The sequence below is a fragment of the Alistipes sp. D31t1_170403_E11 genome, assembly GCF_015553985.1.
In the GTDB taxonomy this organism is placed as follows: domain Bacteria; phylum Bacteroidota; class Bacteroidia; order Bacteroidales; family Rikenellaceae; genus Alistipes; species Alistipes montrealensis.
On the sequence record NZ_JADNHQ010000012.1, the window covers coordinates 1 to 20,472 of the forward strand.

Annotated in this window: 18 protein-coding genes and 1 tRNA gene; 13 read left to right on the forward strand and 6 right to left on the reverse strand. The window is 57.3% G+C overall.

Annotated features, from left to right (window positions below; genetic code table 11):
- A partial coding sequence (locus tag I2E69_RS14545) for a DUF1080 domain-containing protein (RefSeq protein WP_195461946.1) occupies window positions 1-1,020 on the forward strand: 1,020 nt, incomplete at its 5' end.
- Between the two features lie 172 nt (window positions 1,021-1,192).
- Window positions 1,193-2,446 (forward strand): Gfo/Idh/MocA family protein, encoded by a 1,254-nt coding sequence (locus I2E69_RS14550; RefSeq protein WP_195461947.1) that lies wholly within the window; start codon window positions 1,193-1,195, stop codon window positions 2,444-2,446.
- Window positions 2,447-2,685: 239 nt separating this feature from the next.
- Here I2E69_RS14550 and I2E69_RS14555 read toward each other — a convergent pair.
- A tRNA-Thr gene (locus I2E69_RS14555) sits at window positions 2,686-2,757 on the reverse strand.
- 114 nt (window positions 2,758-2,871) lie between these two features.
- On the opposite strand from I2E69_RS14555, the gene I2E69_RS14560 reads away from it, so the two are divergent.
- From I2E69_RS14560 to I2E69_RS14570, 3 genes are all read left to right on the forward strand, one after another.
- Complete coding sequence (locus tag I2E69_RS14560) at window positions 2,872-3,822, forward strand: NAD-dependent epimerase/dehydratase family protein (RefSeq protein ID WP_044054450.1); 951 nt, start codon at window positions 2,872-2,874, stop codon at window positions 3,820-3,822.
- A gap of 175 nt (window positions 3,823-3,997) precedes the next feature.
- Entirely contained in the window at window positions 3,998-4,957 is a 960-nt protein-coding gene (locus tag I2E69_RS14565) for an alpha/beta hydrolase (RefSeq protein WP_195461948.1), read from the forward strand.
- Between the two features lie 179 nt (window positions 4,958-5,136).
- Complete coding sequence (locus I2E69_RS14570; protein ID WP_195461949.1) at window positions 5,137-5,583, forward strand: hypothetical protein; 447 nt, start codon at window positions 5,137-5,139, stop codon at window positions 5,581-5,583.
- Between the two features lie 195 nt (window positions 5,584-5,778).
- Here I2E69_RS14570 and I2E69_RS14575 read toward each other — a convergent pair whose 3' ends face one another.
- On the reverse strand, window positions 5,779-6,771 hold the full coding sequence (locus tag I2E69_RS14575) for a class II fructose-bisphosphate aldolase (RefSeq protein WP_149886994.1): 993 nt from the start codon (window positions 6,769-6,771) through the stop codon (window positions 5,779-5,781).
- A 268-nt stretch (window positions 6,772-7,039) separates the two neighbouring features.
- Here I2E69_RS14575 and I2E69_RS14580 point away from each other — a divergent pair, with 268 nt between their 5' ends.
- The 5 genes from I2E69_RS14580 to I2E69_RS14600 all read left to right on the forward strand — a co-directional run bounded on the left by I2E69_RS14580 (window position 7,040) and on the right by I2E69_RS14600 (window position 13,246).
- Window positions 7,040-8,653 carry a fumarate hydratase gene (locus tag I2E69_RS14580; RefSeq protein WP_195461950.1) on the forward strand — a complete coding sequence of 538 codons (1,614 nt, stop codon included), beginning with the start codon at window positions 7,040-7,042 and terminating at the stop codon, window positions 8,651-8,653.
- 234 nt (window positions 8,654-8,887) lie between these two features.
- A complete protein-coding gene (locus I2E69_RS14585) occupies window positions 8,888-10,753 on the forward strand; it encodes a BatD family protein (RefSeq protein ID WP_195461951.1) in 1,866 nt (621 codons plus the stop codon).
- Between the two features lie 4 nt (window positions 10,754-10,757).
- Window positions 10,758-11,576 (forward strand): tetratricopeptide repeat protein, encoded by an 819-nt coding sequence (locus I2E69_RS14590; RefSeq protein WP_195461952.1) that lies wholly within the window; start codon window positions 10,758-10,760, stop codon window positions 11,574-11,576.
- Window positions 11,577-12,173 carry a recombination mediator RecR gene (gene recR, locus I2E69_RS14595; RefSeq protein WP_195461953.1) on the forward strand — a complete coding sequence of 199 codons (597 nt, stop codon included), beginning with the start codon at window positions 11,577-11,579 and terminating at the stop codon, window positions 12,171-12,173.
- Between the two features lie 74 nt (window positions 12,174-12,247).
- On the forward strand, window positions 12,248-13,246 hold the full coding sequence (locus tag I2E69_RS14600; RefSeq protein ID WP_195461954.1) for a malate dehydrogenase: 999 nt from the start codon (window positions 12,248-12,250) through the stop codon (window positions 13,244-13,246).
- Window positions 13,247-13,291: 45 nt separating this feature from the next.
- Here the strand turns inward: I2E69_RS14600 and I2E69_RS15375 are convergent, their stop codons facing one another.
- Window positions 13,292-13,738: an energy transducer TonB gene (locus tag I2E69_RS15375; protein WP_317191103.1), complete on the reverse strand. Its 447-nt coding sequence runs from the start codon at window positions 13,736-13,738 to the stop codon at window positions 13,292-13,294.
- A complete protein-coding gene (locus tag I2E69_RS14610; RefSeq protein WP_195461955.1) occupies window positions 13,735-14,163 on the reverse strand; it encodes an META domain-containing protein in 429 nt (142 codons plus the stop codon). Before I2E69_RS14610 ends, I2E69_RS15375 begins: the two co-directional genes overlap by 4 nt.
- Window positions 14,164-14,322: 159 nt before the next feature.
- Here I2E69_RS14610 and I2E69_RS14615 point away from each other — a divergent pair, with 159 nt between their 5' ends.
- The 3 genes from I2E69_RS14615 to I2E69_RS14625 all read left to right on the forward strand — a co-directional run bounded on the left by I2E69_RS14615 (window position 14,323) and on the right by I2E69_RS14625 (window position 18,814).
- On the forward strand, window positions 14,323-14,697 hold the full coding sequence (locus I2E69_RS14615; protein WP_195461956.1) for a RidA family protein: 375 nt from the start codon (window positions 14,323-14,325) through the stop codon (window positions 14,695-14,697).
- A 190-nt stretch (window positions 14,698-14,887) separates the two neighbouring features.
- The gene (locus I2E69_RS14620; RefSeq protein ID WP_195461957.1) at window positions 14,888-17,440 is read left to right on the forward strand and encodes an adenosylcobalamin-dependent ribonucleoside-diphosphate reductase; all 2,553 of its coding nucleotides are present in this window, start codon (window positions 14,888-14,890) and stop codon (window positions 17,438-17,440) included.
- Window positions 17,441-17,620: 180 nt separating this feature from the next.
- On the forward strand, window positions 17,621-18,814 hold the full coding sequence (locus I2E69_RS14625; protein WP_195461958.1) for an OmpA family protein: 1,194 nt from the start codon (window positions 17,621-17,623) through the stop codon (window positions 18,812-18,814).
- Window positions 18,815-18,932: 118 nt separating this feature from the next.
- Here I2E69_RS14625 and I2E69_RS14630 read toward each other — a convergent pair whose 3' ends face one another.
- Both I2E69_RS14630 and recF read right to left on the reverse strand, forming a co-directional pair.
- The gene (locus I2E69_RS14630; protein WP_195461990.1) at window positions 18,933-19,205 is read right to left on the reverse strand and encodes a DUF721 domain-containing protein; all 273 of its coding nucleotides are present in this window, start codon (window positions 19,203-19,205) and stop codon (window positions 18,933-18,935) included.
- A gap of 14 nt (window positions 19,206-19,219) precedes the next feature.
- Window positions 19,220-20,386: a DNA replication/repair protein RecF gene (gene recF / locus I2E69_RS14635; RefSeq protein WP_195461959.1), complete on the reverse strand. Its 1,167-nt coding sequence runs from the start codon at window positions 20,384-20,386 to the stop codon at window positions 19,220-19,222.
- Window positions 20,387-20,472: the final 86 nt, after the last annotated feature.

Consider the following 20,472-nt stretch of genomic DNA (forward strand, 5'->3'; position numbering starts at 1 on the left):
TACGAAAACTTCGAGATGATTCTCGACTGGAAAACTCCTGGAGAGGCCGGTATCGCGGTAAGGGCCATTCCGCAGATTCGTTTGGGCGGTGTGTCCGGTACGGGTCTGCTGGCGGACGATAAAGGTGTTGCGGATGCCGATAACCGGCCGGGTAATTGGAATACACTCTATGTAAAGGTCGTGGACGACCGTATCACCGTCTTCGAAAACGATGTGAAAATAGTCGAGAATGCCGTGATGACCAATCCGGATATGCCGGGTGAACCCGTCGGTATCTGCGGTTGCATCGAGCTGATTGTCGGTGCTGCTCCCGTCGAATTCCGCAATGTATATGTAAACGAGCTGCCTTCGACGCCTGTTTTCGAACTTTCGGCGGAAGAGGCTGCTGAAGGATTCGAGGTGCTTTTCGACGGTCGGTCGCTCCACAAATGGACCGGCAATACGACCAATTACGTGCCGCTGAACGGTACGATCGATGTGACGGCGCAATACGGCGGTTCGGGCAACCTCTACACCAAGAAAGAGTACAGCGACTTCGTGCTGCGTTTCGAGTTCCGTTTCATTCGGGAGGGCGTCAACAACGGTATCGGCATCCGCACGCCGATGGGCGTCGACGCTGCGTTCGAGGGGATGGAGATTCAGATTCTCGACCACGACGCACCGATTTACAAGGATATCAAAAACTACCAGCAGCATGGTTCGGTTTACGGTGTAATTGCTGCCAAACGTGTGAAATTCCCGCCGCTCGGTGACTGGAACGTGGAGGAAATCCGCGCCGTGGGTGATCGGATCACCGTGACGGTCAACGGCGAGGTGATTCTCGACGGCAACATCCGCGAAGCCTGCCAGGGCCATTGCGTAGGTGACCCGGGCGAGAAGGGCAACCACTATATGATCGACCATCGGAATCATCCGGGACTGTTCAACAAGAGCGGTCACCTTGGTCTGCTGGGGCATGGCGCAGGTATTCAGTTCCGCAATCTGCGGGTGTTGGACCTGAGTGCTTCAGGGCGTAAATAGACCGAAAATCGTTACCCGTCCGGAGAAATCCGGACGGGCGGCGGCTTTCACCCTGTCCGCTTTTGACCGCCGCTGTCCGGAAGTGCGAATAACCGGGTTTGTTGAGCCCGGTTCCGTACGTTGCGGCTGTATCCGGAATATGTATGACTGTTCGAACATCTGTGAAGACCTGATGAAAATTAAACCGGTCGTGTCCCGTCCTGTGAAGATCGCCGTGATCGGAGCTGGGAACCGGGCCGACAAATACCTCGAATATGCCCGTCGTTATCCCGACCGGCTGCAACTCGTGGCCGTCGTCGAACTGAACGAGTTGCGCCGTCGTGCGATGGCCGACCGGTTCGGACTGCCGGAGGATCGCCGCTATGTGAATTACGACGATTTCTTTGCCGATCGTGTCGAGGCCGATATGGTGCTGGTTTCGACGCCGGAGAATGCCCATTTCGACCCGGCCGTCAAGGCGATCGACGCCGGATACCACCTTCTGCTCGAAAAGCCGATTGCGCAGCGCCTGGACGAATGCCGTGAGATTGCGCGGCGCGCCCGGGAATGCGGAGTCCGGGTCGGAGTGTGCCATGTGCTGCGCTATCATCCTTATTTTGCTAAAATTCGGGAACTGGTCGCTTCCGGCGAGTTCGGACGGATCGTCTCCGTCAATCACATTGCATCGGTCGGATTGGACCGGGCTACACACAGCTATGTGCGTGGGATTTTCCGTCGGGTGCGCGAAGCGAATCCCATCCTGCTGGCCAAATGCTGCCACGACATTGACTTCCTGTTGTGGCTGACCCGTTCGCGTTGTTCGAAACTCTCGTCGTTCGGATCGCTGCAATGGTTTCGGGCCGAGAATGCTCCCGCAGGAGCCGGAGAACGGTGTCTCGACTGTAAAATCGAGCCCCAATGCCCCTTTTCGGCGCGCGATCTCTATTATGTCCGCCGGGACTGGGTGGCCAGTTTCGATGTTCCCGAAGGGATGACCCTCGACGATGCCATTCTGGAAGAACTGCGTACGGGACTTTTCGGCCGCTGCGTCTACCGTTGTGATAACGATGTGGTGGATAGGCAGTTGCTGTCGATGGAGATGGATGACGCGGTCGTCGTGAGCCTGTCGATGGAGATGTTCTCCAACGACGATTTCCGGCGGACGCATATCTGGATGACCGGCGGCGAGATCGACGGCGACGAGCGGACGCTTCGGGTCCGGAAGTTCCGCGGCGGTTATGAGCGGACATACGACTTTTCGGACATTGCCGGACAGCCTTTCCATGCCGGGGCCGACCTCTATCTGATCGACGATTTTATTCAGGCGCTCTACGATCCCGACCATGTTTTCCTGACTTCGATCGAGGATTCGATCGAGAGCCACCGCATCTGTTACGAGGCCGAACGCAGCCGCCGGACGGGCGAAACGATTCGCATGGACGAATAACCGTTTCCGATAACTTACATTGCATAGACCGGGCAGAGCCGGTCGTAGCCGGAAGATTCGTTTTTCCGGCTGTTTTGTTTCCGGAGGAGTTGTTTTGTGCGGATCGGTTGCAGTCGGTTTTCGGAAGGATTGTTTGGAACGAAAAAGAAAAATACTTGTAACAAGCCTGTTACAAGGATTATGCAATTGATTTTCTGTTGAATGACACCCGCCTTCCAAAGGTTGTGTGCCGTCTTCTGAGCTGACACCGGGACTTGAACCCGGGACCTCTTCCTTACCAAGGAAGTGCTCTACCACTGAGCTATGTCAGCAACATTTCTCTTTCGAGTGGTGCAAAAGTACACAAGAAAAATGAAAAGACCAAAAAATTGTACACTTTTCATAATTATTTTCTACCTTTACTACCAATTCATAATAGAAATCAGATGAAACGCATCTTAATAGTAGGCGCAGGCGGCCAGATCGGTTCCGAGCTGACAGTTTATTTGCGCAGTATTTATGGCGGCGGGAATGTCGTCGCAACCGATATGCGCGAGTGCAGGACGTTGGCCGAGGACGGTCCGTTCGAGGTGTTGAACGCCCTCGACGCGACGGCTATGGCCTCGGTCGTGGCCCGTTACCGCATCGATACGATTTTCAACCTCGTGGCCCTGCTGTCCGCCGTGGGCGAGCGCAATCCCCAGATGGCGTGGAATGTCAACATGGGGGCGCTCAACAACTCGCTCGAAGTGGCCCGCCAGCACCATTGCGCGCTGTTCACCCCGTCGTCGATCGGCGCTTTCGGACCCTCGTCGCCCAAGGATTCGACGCCGCAGGATACGATCATGCAGCCGACGACGATCTACGGTATCTGCAAGGTCACAGGCGAACTGCTGGGCAACTATTACCACCATAAATACGGCGTCGACACCCGTTCGGTGCGTTTTCCAGGCATTATTTCGAGCGTCACGCTGCCTGGCGGCGGCACGACGGACTATGCGGTCGAAATTTACTACGAGGCGATCCGCAGCGGCCGGTTCACGTGTCCCGTTCCGTCGGACGTGTATATGGATATGATCTACATGCCCGACGCCCTGCGCGCCTGCGTCGAGTTGATGGAGGCCGACCCGGCGACGCTCATCCACCGCAATAGCTTCAACCTTGCGTCGATGAGTTTTACGCCCGAGATCATCTGCGCCGAGATCAAAAAGCGCCTGCCTGCATTCACGATGGACTACAACGTCGATCCCGTGAAAAAGGAGATTGCCGAAAGCTGGCCCAATTCGCTGGACGACACCTGTGCCCGCGAGGAGTGGGGCTGGAAACCCGAATGGGACCTCTCGCGCATGACCGACGACATGCTGGAGCATATCCGCATGAAACTGGCTGCGGAGTGAGTGATGTCGGGATAATTCCCCTCATCGCTGCCTCCGAAAACCGGGTCGGCGAGACCCTCCCGGCCTATCCTGCGGGAACGCCGCGGGTGACGGGGCCGCCGAAGTCATTATGTTTTACGCCGGGGCAGGGAATTTGCCTTTGTCCGAACCGATCGAATAACCGAAAATCGCAGCTATGAAACGAATTGTCCGGAGCGTTGTTGTCCTTTTGGTGCTGTTGGCGGCAGCCATTGCCGGCGGCAGCCTTTACATGCTGTCCTATTCGCTGACGCCCGATGCGACGATGCAGGCCAAGAATGCGTCGTCGTATGAATATATGTACGGCGAATATCCCTTCCTGCGGCCGTGGGTCGACAGCCTCGAACGTGCCGGGGCCCTGCGGGATACGGTGATCGCCGGGAGCGGAGGCGAGCGGCTGCATGCGCTCTATGCGGCGGCGCCCCGCCCGACGGACCGTACGGCGGTGATCGTTCACGGCTATACGGACAATGCCGTGCGGATGCTGATGATCGGTTACCTCTATAACCACGACCTGGGTTACAACATCCTGCTGCCGGACCTCAGTTATCACGGCCAGAGCGAAGGCCGGGCCATCCAGATGGGATGGAAGGACCGTCTCGACGTGCTGCGGTGGATGGACGTTGCCAACGAAATCTTCGGTGGCCGTACCCGTATGGTGGTCCACGGAATTTCGATGGGCGCTGCGACGACGATGATGGTTGCGGGCGAAGCGCAGAAACCCTATGTGAAATGTTTTGTCGAGGACTGCGGTTACACGAGCGTCCGGGATCAGTTTGCTAAGGAGCTGAAAGAGCAGTTCGGGCTTCCTGCGTTTCCGTTGCTCGACGTGGCCGGGTGGATGTGCGGCCTGAAATACGGTTGGACTTTTCGCGAGGCTTCGTCGCTGGAGCAGGTGCGAAAGAGCCGGCTTCCGATGCTGTTCATCCACGGCGATGCCGACGATTATGTGCCGACATCGATGGTTTACCCGCTCTACGAAGCCAAGCCCGGTGAAAAGGAGTTGTGGGTGGTCCCGGGAGCTTCGCACGCGAACTCGTACCGTGATAACCGGGAGGAATATACGCGCCGTGTCGGGGAGTTCGTGGGAAAATATATCGGTGACGAGGCGGAGTGAATTGAATAAAGACCGCGATTATATATTTTCATGTATCACCGTCCGAAGAGTACGCCATCTCCCTCCCTGAGGGAGGGTTGGGGAGGGGTCGGATTTGTATGCGACGCCGTAGGCGGCGACAACGGGCGTCGACAGCGGGATTGGTCCAATGAAATATATAATTGCCAATGAATTATAATATGGATAATTATAACTTGCAGCAGGCACAAGCCTTTTACCGGATTCTGGAGGAGGCTATCGGGAAACTTCCCGCCGACGTGCGTGCGAAACTTTACCGGCCGTGTGCCGTCAATTGTGTGAAAGATGTCGTCCTGGCGGAGCTTCGCCGGCAGTTCGAGGAGTGCGGCTGCGACCTGGACAAGCAGTATGCGAAATACAACCGCTCGGAATATTTTTTTGCCGACATCGTCGAGCCGGGACGGGTTTATGAGATCGGGTATCCCCGGTGTCTCTGTCCGCAGGTCGATGCCGGGTTCGTCGCGGCTCCGACCCATTGCGAATGTTCCCGCCAGAGCATCCTGTTTGTCTATGAGGAATTGATTCCGGATAAAACCGTCCGGGTGGAAACGCTGGGAACCGTTCTGGAGGGAGCTTCCGAGTGCCGCTTCCGGGTTGTGATTGAATAAAAACCGGTAAAAAACCGGTTGCGCGCTGTGACAAGTCCCCTCTGGGGATTTAGGAGTGGGTAAGATTTATAAACACGGTCGTTGGCCGCGAGTGCGAGACAGGCGGAACTGTCCGGCGATGCGGAAACGCAATGCAAAACAAAAAGAGTTCAGACTTTGGTCTGAACTCTTTTTGATTATGAACCGATCCTTGGACTATGCCTTGCCGGCCGAACCGAGGACGTTCTCGCACTTGTGCTTGTAGAGCTTCTTCAGCTCGTCGCGTGCCGGACCCAGGTATTTGCGGGGGTCGAACTCGGCGGGCTGGTCTACGAAGATCTGACGGATGGCGGCGGTCATAGCCAGACGGCCGTCCGAGTCGATGTTGATCTTGCAAACGGCGCTCTTGGCAGCCTCACGCAGCTGCTCCTCGGGAATACCTACGGCATCCTTCAGCGCACCGCCGTGGGTGTTGATGATCTTCACGTACTCCTGGGGAACCGACGACGATCCGTGCAGCACGATGGGGAAACCCGGGATCTGCTTCTCGATCTCCTTGAGGATGTCGAAACGCAAGGGGGGCGGAACCAGGATGCCCTCGGCGTTGCGGGTGCACTGCTCGGGCTTGAATTTGTTGGCGCCGTGCGACGTGCCGATCGAGATGGCCAGCGAATCCACGCCGGTCTTCGATACGAAGTCTACGACCTCCTCGGGGCGCGTGTAGGTGTGGTGCTCGGCCGAAACCTCGTCTTCCACGCCGGCCAGTACGCCCAGCTCGCCCTCGACCGTTACGTCGAACTTGTGGGCATATTCAACTACCTGCTTGGTGAGGGCTACGTTCTCCTCGTAGGGCAGGTGCGAACCGTCGATCATCACCGACGAGAAGCCCATGTCGATGCAGCTCTTGCACAGCTCGAACGAGTTGCCGTGGTCGAGGTGCAGTACGATGGGGATGTTCTTGCCGAGCTCCTTGGCATACTCGACCGCGCCCTGGGCCATGTAGCGCAGCAGCGTCTGGTTGGCATACTTGCGTGCGCCGGACGAAACCTGCAGGATTACGGGCGACGAAGCCTCGACGCAAGCCGCAACGATAGCCTGCATCTGCTCCATGTTGTTGAAGTTGAATGCCGGGATGGCATAACCGCCTTTGATGGCCTTGGCGAACATGTCGCGCGTGTTCACAAGACCCAGATCTTTGTACGATACCATAGTATTTGAATTATTAGTGAATTTATTGCACTCAAAAAACCGCACAAATTTACTAAAAATTCTAAATAACAGCCGTTTTTTGTGAAAAAAATAACAGCCCAGGCGGGAAATAGTTATGCAATCCGGATTGTTTTTTGTAAATTTGCGGGGACTTTCCGGTGACGGGCAGAAACATTGCAGCAGGTTTTTGGCGGCATATCCGCCCCTGTTCCGGGTGGGATGCCGGTCTGAGGCGACAACACAAAACAAATAACATACATATTACGCTATGGCAGACTTTATTTATCAGGAGCCGTTCCCCGTGGGGGAAGACAAAACCAAGTACCGTCTTTTGACGAAGGAGTACGTGAAGGTCGTCGAGTGCGACGGACGCAAAATCCTCAAGGTCGACCCCAAGGGCCTCGAACTGCTTTCGAAAGAGGCTTATGCCGACGTGTCGTTCTACCTGCGCTCCGCGCACCTCGAAAAGCTGCGCAACATCCTCGAGGACCCCGAAGCCACCGACAACGACAAGTTCGTGGCCTACACGATGCTGCTGAACCAGGTCGTTTCGGCCGAAGGCGAACTGCCGACCTGCCAGGATACCGGCACGGCTATCTGCATCGGCCATAAGGGCGAGGACGTTTACACGGGGGCCGACGATGCCGAGTGTATCGCCAAAGGCGTTTACGAGACCTATAAAGGCCGTAACCTGCGTTATTCGCAGGTCGTTCCGCAGACGATGACCGAAGAGAAAAACTCGGGTACGAACCTTCCCGCCCAGATCGACATCTACGGCGGCAAGCCCGGCATGGAATACGAATTCCTGTTCATCACCAAGGGCGGCGGTTCGGCCAACAAGACGTTCCTTTACCAGCAGACCAAGGCGCTCCTGAACGAGGAGTCGCTCACGAAATTCATCAAACAGCATATCTTCGACCTCGGTACGTCGGCCTGTCCGCCTTACCACCTGGCGATCTGCATCGGCGGTACGTCGGCCGAGATGTGCCTCTCGACGGTGAAGAAGGCTTCGGCCGGTTACCTCGACGAACTGCCCACCTCGGGCAACGAAGGCGGCCGCTGCTTCCGTGACCTGGAGTGGGAGGAGAAGGTGTTGAAAATCTGCCAGCAGAGCGGCGTCGGCGCCCAGTTCGGCGGCAAATACCTCGTGCACGACGTGCGCGTGATCCGTGCCCCGCGCCATGCGGCTTCGTGCCCCGTGGCCATCGGCGTGAGCTGCTCGGCCGACCGTAACATCAAGGCCAAGATCACCCCGTCGGGCATCTTCCTCGAAGAACTCGAAAAGAATCCCGCACGTTTCCTGCCGGCCGAGGCTCCCGCCATGTCGCCCGCCGTGGACATCGACCTCGACGAGGGCATGGACAAGGTGCGCGCGATCCTTACGAAATACCCGATCAAGACGCGCCTGAACCTCCGCGGTACGCTGATCGTGGCCCGCGACATCGCCCATGCCCGCATCAAGCAGATGCTCGACGAAGGCAAGCCGATGCCCGAGTATTTCAAGAAGCACCCGGTTTACTATGCCGGCCCGGCCAAGACGCCCGAGGGTATGGCTTCGGGCTCGTTCGGTCCCACGACGGCCGGACGTATGGACCCCTATGTGGATTTGTTCCAGTCGCAGGGCGGTTCGCTGGTGATGGTGGCCAAGGGTAACCGCACGCAGCAGGTTACCGATGCCTGCAAGAAATACGGCGGTTTCTACCTCGGTTCGATCGGCGGTCCGGCTGCGATCCTTGCCAAGAACTCCATCAAATCGGTCGAGGTCGTGGACTTCCCCGAACTGGGCATGGAGGCTGTGCGTAAGATCTATGTCGAGAACTTCCCGGCGTTCATCATCGTCGATGACAAAGGGAACGACTTTTTCGCTGACTTCAAGCACTAGAACGGATCGACGATTCTGATTTGTGCCTTTTTTAGGATCGGGACACCGTGATTGCCGCCTGTGGCGCCGTGTGAAAATCCGACCCGCCCCAACCCCTGCCCGAGGCAGGGGCTTAGTGGCCCGGGCGGCAGGATCGGCGTTTTGAACGGTCGTCGTTAATTAGTCGCATGAAAAAATACTAAAGGGCAAAACTTTACGTTGTAAAATCGGATAAACGATTTTATTGCAGGCTCAATGAGAGATTTTGTTGCAAAAATATCCCTGACGGCACTCTTCGTGCTGGCGATCTTCTCGGCATCCGCTGCCGAGAAGGTCACTTTTGAGGCCAGTTCGCCGCTGATGGTCGCCGTCGGCGAGGCTTTCCGCGTGGAGTTCACGCTGAACGCCGAACCTGACGCCAACACGTTCAAGGCCCCTTCGTTCGAAGGCTTCGACGTGATTGCCGGGCCGAGCGTCTCGACCGGTTCGTCGGTGCAATATGTAAACGGGTCGATTACCAAAAGTTTCAGTTACGGCATTACCTACGTGCTCCTGCCTCAGGCAGCGGGCAATGTAACGGTCGGCGCCGCGGAGGCCAAGGTGGGCGGCACGACTTACCGGACCAAACCGCTGCCGATCGAGATCGTGAACGAGGGCGAAGGCGGAGGCTCCGGGGCCCGGCAACAGCAGCAGGGCGGCACAAACCGTCCCGGCAATGCCCAGGCGGATGTCCAGGGCCAGGTCGCCAAGGACGATATCCTGCTCCGGGCGGTGGTTTCGCGGTCGTCCGTGTATAAAAACGAGCCGCTGCATGTGGCTTTCAAACTCTATACGCGGGTTCCTTACGTCAACATCGTTCCCGAATCGGCCCCGTCGTTCAACGGATTCTGGTCGCAGGACCTCAGTGATCCCAATTCGGCCCGTGTAGGACGCGAGACCTACAATGGCAAGGTCTACGAGACGCGTGTACTGTACGATTACCTGCTCTATCCGCAGCAGGTCGGCTCGCTCACGATCGACCCCGTGGATATGACCGTCGTGGCGCAGGTGGTGGTGCAGAGCCGGAATGCCGATCCCTTCTTCGGGGGCGGCCGCGAGGTGTTCAACGTGCCGCGCAAGGTGCAGAGCCAGCGTACGACGGTGACCGTCAAGCCGCTTCCTTCGGGAGCTCCCTCCAGTTTCAGCGGAGCCGTGGGGCGTTTTACGATGGATACGCAGCCTCCTGCGGAGCGCATTGCGGCCAACTCGGGCGCAACCTTCACGGTCAAGATTTCCGGTACGGGCAACCTTACCTTCGTGCAGGCCCCGAAACTGTTGCTGCCGACTTCGTTCGAGCAGTATAACGTCAAAACCACCGAGTCGATCAACACGGCGTCGACCGGTATCTCCGGTTACCGCCAGTTCGAATATCCCTTCATTGCGCGAGCCGAGGGCACTTACGACATCGAACCGATCGAATTTACCTACTTCGACCCCCAGCGTGTACAGTACGTGACGCTCCGCTCGAAGCCGCTGACGCTCGATGTTACGCCCGATGTGCACGGCAGCGGCGATGCGGTGGTGATGCAGGGCCGCGGCATGTCGAAGGAAGAGGTAAAGATGCTGGGACAGGACATCCGCTTCATCAAGCTGGGCGGTGCGCAGTTGCGTTCCGAGCGTGTCCCGTTCATTTTCAGCGCCGCTTACTGGATTCTTCTGTTGGGTATCTTGGTAATCTTTACGATGATCTATGTGGCCCTGCGCAAGCAGATACGCGAGTCGCAGAACGTCGCCCTCGTACGCGGCAAGCGGGCGAATAAAGTCGCCGTACAGCGTTTCCGCGCCGCCAAAGGCTATATGGAGGAACAGAACCGCCACGCCTTTTACGAAGAGATGCTCCGCGCGCTGTGGGGCTATATGAGCGATAAGTTCAACATCCCGGTCGCCAACCTCACAAAAGAAAATGTCCGCGAGGAGTTGCATAAACGGGGCGTTTCGTCCGAAGATTCGCAGCGTTTCACGGCCATCATCACCCAGTGCGACGAGGCGCAGTATTCACCCGTGGAGTCGGCGCGCATGAACGATGTCTATTCGGAGGGCGTGAATCTGATTTCGCGTATCGAATCGGTGATAAAACGATAGTGTTATGAAGCGATTGACCTTATTCCTTATATTGCTGTCGGGCATTCTCTGCGCCAGGGCGCAGGAGAGTGCCGACTCGCTGGCGCAGCCCGCCGTTTTGACGGCTCCGGAACAGTTGGCCGAGGCGTCGCCTGACCAGTTGTGGGACCGCGCCAACACGGCCTACATCAACGGCGACTACCACGTTGCCGCGGAGTTCTACGACCAGATCCTCGCCCGCGGGCTGAGTTCCATGAAACTCTACTACAACCTGGCCAACGCCTATTTCAAAGAGGGGCAGTTGGGCCGGTCGATACTTTTCTACCACCGGGCTCTGCGGTTGGCTCCCGGCAACGACGACATTCGCTATAACCTGAGCGTCGCCGAGGCCCGTACGAAGGACAACATCGAGCAGATACCCGAATTTTTCTTTACCGAATGGATGCGCGACGTGCGCCGCCTGATGAGTTGTACGGCGTGGAGCCTCTTTTCGCTGGGGGCGTTGGTGTTTGCCCTGGCGCTGTTCCTGGTCTACCTGTTGGCACAGCGTTTGTCGTTGCGCAAGACGGGATTTTACGGGACCCTCGTTGCGGTGGCGGTCTTCATGCTGACGAGCTGGTTCGCCATAGGCGAACGGCGCGAGATGCTCGACCGGACGCAGGCCGTCGTGATGGCAGCCTCGACCGCCGTGAAGAGCTCCCCCGACAAGTCGGCGACAGACCTCTTCGTACTGCACGAAGGGACGCTCGTCGAAATTGCCAACCGCCTCGACAACTGGTGTGAAATCACCATTGCCGACGGCAAGAAAGGGTGGCTCGAATCCAGAATGATCGAAACGATTTAAATGTCGAAACTTTTACAGGATGTCGTCGGCGAGCTTTCGAAACTCCCGGGCGTAGGCCGCCGCACGGCGTTGCGCCTGGCTATTCACATCCTGCGTATGGAGCGGGATTCGGTGGCCGACATGACGTGCAGCATCGACCGCTTCCGCAATGAAATACGCTACTGCTCGCAGTGTAACAACCTCTCCGACGAGGAGGTCTGCCCGATTTGCGCCGACCGCGAACGGGACCACGCTACGATCTGCGTCGTGGAACAGGTTGCCGACGTGCTGTCGGTCGAGAATACGCGGCAGTACCGGGGCATGTACCACGTGCTGGGAGGCGTCATCTCGCCCATGCAGGGTATTTCGCCCTCGGACCTGAAGATCGACCTGCTGTGCGAACGTATCGCCCGGGGCGGCGTGAAAGAGGTGATCCTCGCCATCTCGACCTCGGTCGAAGGCGAAACGACGCTCTTCTACCTGATGAACCGCCTGCGGCAGTTCCCGGAGTTGAAGGTTACGTCGATCGCCCGCGGTATCGGCTTCGGCGACGAGTTGGAGTATGTCGACGAACTGACGATCACCCACGCGCTGATGAACCGGCGCGAGATCGAGTAGCCCGCCGGAAGGTGCGGCTCACGGGGGGCGTCGTCTGTGTAAGATAGAATCGGTTTTCTTAAAATTGGAATACTATGGATTTTGTAACGAACGAGAAACTCACCATCGTGGGTGCAGCCGGCATGATCGGCTCGAACATGGCTCAGACGGCGCTGATGATGCGCCTGACGCTCAACATTTGCCTTTACGATCCCTACGGACCGGCGCTGGAGGGCGTGGCTGAGGAACTTTTCCACTGCGCCTTCGAGGGGGTGAACATCACGTGGACGACCGACATCCGGGAGGCGTTGACCGATGCGGCTTACGTCGTATCGTCGGGCGGTGCGGCCCGCAAGGCCGGCATGACGCGCGAGGACCTGCTGAAAGGCAATGCCGAGATCGCCGCGCAGTTCGGCAAAGACCTCAAGGCTTATTGCCCGGACGTGAAGCACGTCGTCGTGGTCTTCAATCCCGCCGACATCACGGGTCTCATCACGCTGATCTACGCAGGACTGAAGCCTTCGCAGGTTTCGACCCTCGCGGCATTGGACTCCACGCGTCTGCGTTCGGAACTGGCCAAATACTTCAAGATTTCGCCCGATGAAATCCGTAACTGCCGTACCTACGGCGGCCACGGTGAGCAGATGGCAGTCTTCGCTTCGACGACGCTCGTCGCCGGAAAACCCCTTTCGTCGCTGATCGGTAAGGAAATGCCCGAAGGCGACTGGACCGACCTGCAGCAGCGGGTGATTCAGGGCGGCAAGCACATTATCGACCTCCGGGGCCGTTCGTCGTTCCAGAGCCCGGCCTACCTTTCGATCTGCATGATCGCAGCGGCCATGGGCGGCAAACCGTTCGAATACCCGGCCGGCGTATTCGTTCATAACGACGAGTTCAAACATATCCTGATGGCGATGGAGACCTCCATTACCAAGGAGGGCGTTTCGTATAAGAACGTGCAGGGCACTGCCGAAGAGCATAAGAAACTCACCGAAAGCTACGAGCACCTTTCGAAACTGCGCGACGAGGTGATCTCGATGGGCATCCTGCCGCCCGTCGGAGAGTGGGGCCGCCTGAATCCGCACCTGAAATAACAGGAAATACAAAACTGAAAAGGACCGGATGTATCCGGTCCTTTTTTAATTGGATGTGCAGAAGTCCACGGGAAGCACTATTTTCACGGGAACCTTTCGCCCGTTCAGCTCTCCCGGCTTCCATTGCGGGGAACTTTCGAGCGCCCGGACCGCTTCGGCGGACAGGCTGCGGTCGGGCGTTTGCAGGACGCGGATATCGGTCAGACGCCCCGTCGTGTCGATCACGAACGAAACCACTACGCGGGGTGGAATAGGAGGGCATCCGATGACGACCCGGACATTCCTGACCCGTTCGTTCACCCATTTACGGAATGTTCGGATGTCGTCTTTCCGGAACAGGGGCGGCGTGTCGCAGTGTATCAGGCGGAGCGAATCGCGGAAAATGGAGACCTGGGCCTGCTGTTGTTCTGTCGTAGCATTCTCCTGCCCGAAGGCCGTCCACGCGGATGTAATCAGCAGGAGCGCGCAGCCGATTTTCGCGGGTGTCGTCACGGTTTGGCCTGGAACACGGCGCGCAGTTCGCCGTCGCTGAGCAGCAACAGCATCGGGCCGTCCATGTCGTAATGGGTCACGGATTCGAGTGCCTTGGTGAAAGCGTTCTCCTGCTCCATGCCCGGGCAGGCCATCATCGTCGAGGCGAGGGGGCCGATCTTCAGCGTGCGCTTTTCGTCGGTCTTGTAGGTTCCCATCAGGCGGTTGCACGCACCTACGCCCGCCATGCGGTTGTTCTCGGCGAGCAGCGTGATCGTGAACTTACCCTCTTCGGGCTTGATTGCCTTGCCGCCGAGCTGAATCAGTTGCCACTCGGTTCCCACCAGCGGACGGCGGGTCTTTTTCTGGTAGGAACGGCAATTACAGCATCCGGCCATAAGGGCCGCAGCGACAGCGACTATCGCGATTTTGAGTAAAATCTTCATCGTTTTTCCATTTATATCATACCACAAATATAGGGAATAAATCGTACCTTTGGTGTCGTAACGATATTTTTATGGGCCGGGAGGCGTTGCGGGACAGTGCGCCCGGTTTTTGTTCCTGTCGGGCTCTTTCAACCGTTTTAATATAAAAACCGTATATCTATGAAAACGATCATCGCATCACCCCGTGCGCCCAAAGCCGTGGGTCCCTATTCGCAGGCTGTCGAGGCCGGCGGCGCGCTTTATGTCTCGGGACAGCTCCCGATCGACGCTGCGACGGGCGCAATGGCCGACGGCGTCGAGGCTCAGACACGCCAGTCGCTTACGAACCTCGGGCACATCCTCCGCGAAGCCGGGTACGACTATTCCGACGTGGTGAAAACCACGGTCCTGCTGAAGTCGATCGGCGATTTTGCCGCCATGAATGCCGTCTACGCCGGTTTTTTTACAGGCGGAATGCCGGCGCGCGTGTGCTATGAGGTCGCAGCGCTTCCGATGGGGGCGTTGGTCGAAATCGATGCTGTCGCGGCAAAGTAAACGCCGCCGTCCGGCCGAAAGCGCGCTCCGGATGCCTGAGGCGCGCTTTTGCTTTTTTTGTAGATAATTTGTGAATAAGTTTGACCCTCCGGACTGGTTTTTTAGCCGGAAAAGAGTCAATTTTGTAGAACCGGGTTTTGCCCGCTGTGACGCCAAAATCTAAAATAGAAAAACAATATAGAAAATAGTTATGTCAAAAGCCACCAAAGCCGACACGCCGCAGAAAGTCAATTACAACGATGCGGTTGCCGAGTCGAAGAAGTATTTCGAGGGGGACGACCTCGCCGCCACGGTGTGGGTCAGCAAGTATGCCCTCAAGGACTCTTTCGGGAACATTTACGAGAAATCGCCGCGCGAGATGCACGAGCGTATCGCTTCCGAAATCGAACGGATCGAGAAAAAATACCCGAATCCCCTCTCCAAGGAGGACGCTTTCGCATTGCTCGATCATTTCCGGTACGTCATTCCGCAGGGCGGACCGATGACCGGCATCGGCAATAATTTCCAGGTGGCGTCGCTGTCCAACTGTTTCGTTATCGGCCATAAGCATCCCGCCGACTCCTACGGCGGCATCTTCCGCATGGACGAGGAGCAGGTGCAGTTGATGAAACGCCGCGGCGGCGTGGGGCACGACCTTTCGCACATCCGCCCCACGGGCAGCCCGGTGCTGAACTCGGCCCTTACGTCGACGGGTATCGTGCCCTTCATGGAGCGTTATTCGAACTCGACGCGCGAGGTGGCGCAGGACGGACGGCGCGGCGCGCTGATGCTGTCGCTGTCGATCAAGCACCCCGATGCCGAGCGGTTCATCGACGCCAAGGTCGATACGGGCAAGGTGACGGGCGCCAACGTCTCGATCAAGATCGACGACGAATTCATGCGTGCGGCCCTCGCCGGCAAGAAGTACCACCAGCAGTTCCCGATCAAGTCGGACAATCCCAAATACGAACAGGACATCGACGCTAAGAAACTCTGGGAGAAGATCATCCACAACGCCTGGAAATCGGCTGAACCGGGCGTGCTGTTCTGGGATACGATCATCCGCGAAAGCATCCCCGACTGCTATGCCGACGACGGTTTCGTAACGGTCTCGACCAATCCCTGCGGCGAGATTCCGCTCTGTCCCTACGACTCGTGCCGCCTGCTGGCGATGAATCTGCTGAGCTATGTGGACAACCCCTTCAAGGCCGACGCAAAATTCAATTTCGACAAGTTCCGCGACCACGTGTACAAGGCGATGCACATGATGGACGACATCATCGACCTCGAACTGGAGAAGGTCGAGTTGATCATCCGCAAGATCGAGGACGACCCGGAGGATATGGACGTGCGCCGCGTGGAACTGGAACTGTGGAAGAAAATCCGCGAGATGGCGCAGAAGGGCCGCCGTACCGGCCTGGGCATTACGGCTGAGGGCGACATGCTCGCCGCACTGGGCCTGCGCTACGGTACGCAGGAGGCGACCGACTTCGCTGTCGAGGTGCAGAAAACCCTCGCCCTTGCCGCTTACGGGGCTTCGGTGAAGATGGCTGCCGAGCGCGGTGCCTTCCCGGTTTACGATGCCGCGAAGGAGGTCGATAATCCGATGATCGCCCGCATCCGCGAGGCCGATCCTGCCCTTTACGAAGAGATGGTCCGCGTAGGCCGCCGCAACATCGCCATGCTGACCATCGCACCCACGGGAACCACGTCGCTCATGTCGCAGACTACGTCGGGCATCGAGCCGGTGTTCCGCACCGTTTACAAGCGCCGCCGCAAGATCAATCCTTCGGATGTCGACACCCATGTCGATTACGAGGATGAAACGGGAGAAAAGTTCCAGGAGTATAACGTCTATCACCATAATTTCGTCAAGTGGCTGGAGGCCAACGGATACGACACGTCGAAACTTGCCGCGATCTCCGACGCCGAACTGGACAAGTGGGTCGCCGCATCGCCCTACCATGGCGCTACGGCCAACGACATCGACTGGGTGGCCAAGGTCAAGATGCAGGGCGCTATCCAGAAGTGGGTGGACCACTCGATTTCGGTGACGGTGAACTTGCCGAACAACGTCTCTGAGGCGTTGGTGGCCGATGTATACCGCACAGCCTGGGAGTGCGGCTGCAAGGGCGTCACGGTCTACCGCGACGGCTGCCGCGACGGCGTGCTGCTGGAGAAGAACTCCAAGAACAAGAAAAAGTGCGAGGAGCATCCCGGCGAGGTGCAGAAGCGTCCCAAGTCGATCCCGGCCGACATCGTGCGTTTCAAGAATGGCACAGAAGACTGGATCGCCTTCGTGGGTCTGCAGGACGGCCGTCCCTACGAAGTCTTCACGGGTAAGATCGAAGAGGACGCGATGTTCATTCCCCCGAAGATCAAGAAGGGCTTCATCATCAAGGTCCGCGAGGAGGACGGCACGAAGCGCTACGATTTCCAATATACCGACCGCTACGGTTATACGAACACCATCGGCGGCATCTCACGCCTGTTCAATGAGGAGTTCTGGAACTACGCAAAACTCATTTCGGGCGTGTTGCGCCACGGAATGCCGATCGAGAAGACCGTGTCGCTGATCGAATCCCTGCACCTGGACAGCGAGTCAATCAATACCTGGAAGACGGGCGTATGCCGCGCGCTGAAACAATATATCGTCGACGGCACGAAGTCCAAGGGCAAATGCCCGAGCTGCGGACAGGAGAACATGGCCTACCAAAACGGCTGTCTGACCTGCATGGCATGCGGTTATTCCAAATGCGGATAATGGTCGAAACAACCTGATTTGTGTTCTAAAAGGCTCCGGTGTTTAGGCATCCGGGGCTTTTTTAGCCTCAAAAGTTTGTTTTTCCTGTTTTTTTGACCGGAATTGAATGGTTTTTGTGAAAAAATGCTTACTTTTACAGCAAGTATGTAGACGTATTAAAGTATTAAAGATGTAACATTTATGAGAAAATTATTCTTGACTTTCTTGCTCGTGGCTTTTGCCTCTGCCTCCTTCGCTGAAGGAACGCCTAAAAAGCCGAGTGTTGCCGGATTCGTTTCGAACGGATTCTGGGATAACTGGGAGATTTCGGCCGGTTTCGGAACCGGGACTGCCTTTTCCAACGGCAGCAATCGTGGCCCCCGCAGCGACCGCTTCGGGTTCGAGGGCAACCTGTCGCTGACGAAATGGGTGCACCCGATCGCGGGTATCCGCGCTCAGTTGCAGGGCGGATGGTTCAACAACTTCGATCCCCAGATCGGCAAGATGACGTGGCCGTACATGTTCGGACACGTGGATTTCATGCTTAATGCATCGAACTGGATCGGCGGTTACCGTGCCGACCGTGCGTGGTATGCCGTGCCGTTCGCCGGTTTCGGTTACATGGCTTCGAACTTCACCGACCGCAGCCAGCGTGAGAACGTATCCGGCTCGCGCCAGAACTTCGCGTTCACGGCAGGTCTGCTTAACAAGTTCCGCCTCTCGCCGGCGTTCGATTTCAACATCGAGCTCAAGGGCCTGCTCACCAAGTCGACGATCTGCCCCGCCCGTATGGACGGTTCCTACCTGGCCGGCCTCACCGCTACGGCAGGTATCACCTATCGCTTCAACCAGCGTGGTTGGGAGCGCGGTGTCCCGGGCTATACGGCCGATGACATTCGTGCTTTCCAGAATGCAGTGGCTGCCGGTAATACCGCTCTCGAAGCTGCTCAGGCTGAGAATGCAAACCTGAATAACAAGCTGAAGGCTGCGCAGGCCGAGGCCGCTGCCGCCAAGGCTGCTGCCGACGCTGCTGCCAAGGCTGCCGCAGAAGCCGCTGCCAAGAAGGTGAATACCCTGAACCCGACTTCGATTATCTTCTACGATTACAGCATGTCGAAACTGACGGCGAAGGAGAAGACCCGCCTCGAACTGATGGCCGACCTGATCAAGAACGGTCCGAAAGACAAGGTGTACAGCATCGAAGGCCACGCTGACCAGCAGACGGGTACTGCTGCCGGCAACAAGAAGGTTGCTGAGAACCGCGCCAAGAGCGTTTACGACTTCCTCGTAAAATGCGGTGTGAATCCCAAGCAGCTGACCTACGAAGGCAAGGGTAACGCAGCCAACATTTACGAGAACAACCAAAAGGCCAACCGCGCTGTGATTATCAAATAATCCGGCCGGGCCGTACAGGGGGGGGCTGTAAATAGAACCTTCCCGCCATAACGACAAAAAAGAGGCTTCCGCGGGGAGCCTCTTTTTTGTCTATATATTATAAGGTATGTTTCGGAATTTATCGGACGATAACGGCGTTGACCAGCCGGACGCCCGAACGACGGTTGATCTCCTCCTTGAGCGCCTCGCGCTGGTAGAAAAGTTCCGAACGCAGAACGCTCGACTGAATGCGTACGTAGAGAATGTGCTTTTCGAGTTTGAGCTCGGTGGTGACCTCTGCGGCCCGGTCGCCGACGATTTCGCGCCATGTGTCCGGCAGTTTGCCTTCGGCGACTTTTGCGGCGATGTAGGGGCGTTTGAAAAACTCCTCCAACAGGTCGCCCATCAACATGGTTTTGGTCCGTCTCATGACTGTTCGTTAGTTGATTCCGTTTGCGCGGCGTGTTCCGGATCGGTTGTTTCTGCTGTTTCTGCGGCGGCTTTTTCCTGCGTCACGGCCCCTTCGGCGACCGAGAAAAGGGTGTAGTCTCCGCCTGCCTTGTCCAGGATCCGCTTCAGCCGCGTCGGGTTGCAGTCGGTGATGAGTATCTGTCCGAACGTATCGTTCGAAACCAGCCGGATCAGTTGTTCGACGCGCCCGGCGTCGAGCTTGTCGAACAAATCGTCCAGCAGCAGAATGGGTCGCTCGCCCTTCGCTTCGGCGACAACGGCGTATTGTGCCAGTTTGAGGGCGATCAGAAACGATTTCTGCTGCCCCTGCGAACCGTATTTGCGCAAGGGATAACCCCCGATTTTCAGTACCAGGTCGTCGCGGTGAATACCCGCTGTCGTAAATTCGTTGACAATGTCTTTCTGCCGCGCTTCGAGCAGGATCTCTTCGAACGGGCGTTCGTTCAGTTCCGATTTGTAGTGCAGTTCGACCTGCTCCCGGTCGTCCGAGAGGATGCGGTAATAGGCTGCGACTTCGGGTTGCAGCCGCTCGGCGAACTCCTGCCGCCGGGCGTGAATGGCCTTGCCGTGCTCGCACAACTGCATGTCGTAAATCTGAAGCATCGTTTCGTCGGGCCGGGTTTTCAGGAGGCGGTTACGTTCGGCCAGTACGGCGTTGTAACGCATCACCGAGCCGAGGTAGGCGCGGTCCAACTGCGAAATGAAGGCGTTGAGATAGCGGCGGCGTTCGTCGGCGGCGTCGCTGATCAGTGCACTGTCGGCCGGCGATACGATCACTGCGGGGATCAGCCCCACGTGGTCCGACAGCCGTTCGTACTCCTTGCCGTTTCGCTTGAGCACCTTGCCGCCCTTGCGCGAGAAACTGCACACGACGGTTTCGTTTTTCCCCGCATCGGTCGCGTAGGCCCCTTCGACGAGGAAGAAGTCGGCTCCGTGGCGGATGCTCTGCCCGTCGGTCATCTGCAGCGACGATTTGCACATCGACAGGTAGTAGACCGCATCCACGACGTTGGTTTTGCCCGCGCCGTTGTCGCCTACCAGACAGTTGATGCCGGGGCACAGCACGAGTTCCTCCTGGGAGATGTTTTTGAAATTCAGCAGTGCGATTTTCTTCAGATACATAGGACAAAAATACAAAAAATCCGGACACGACATTGCACATTGTGAATAGTTTTGTATCTTTGCAAACTATCGTACGAATTATAAAC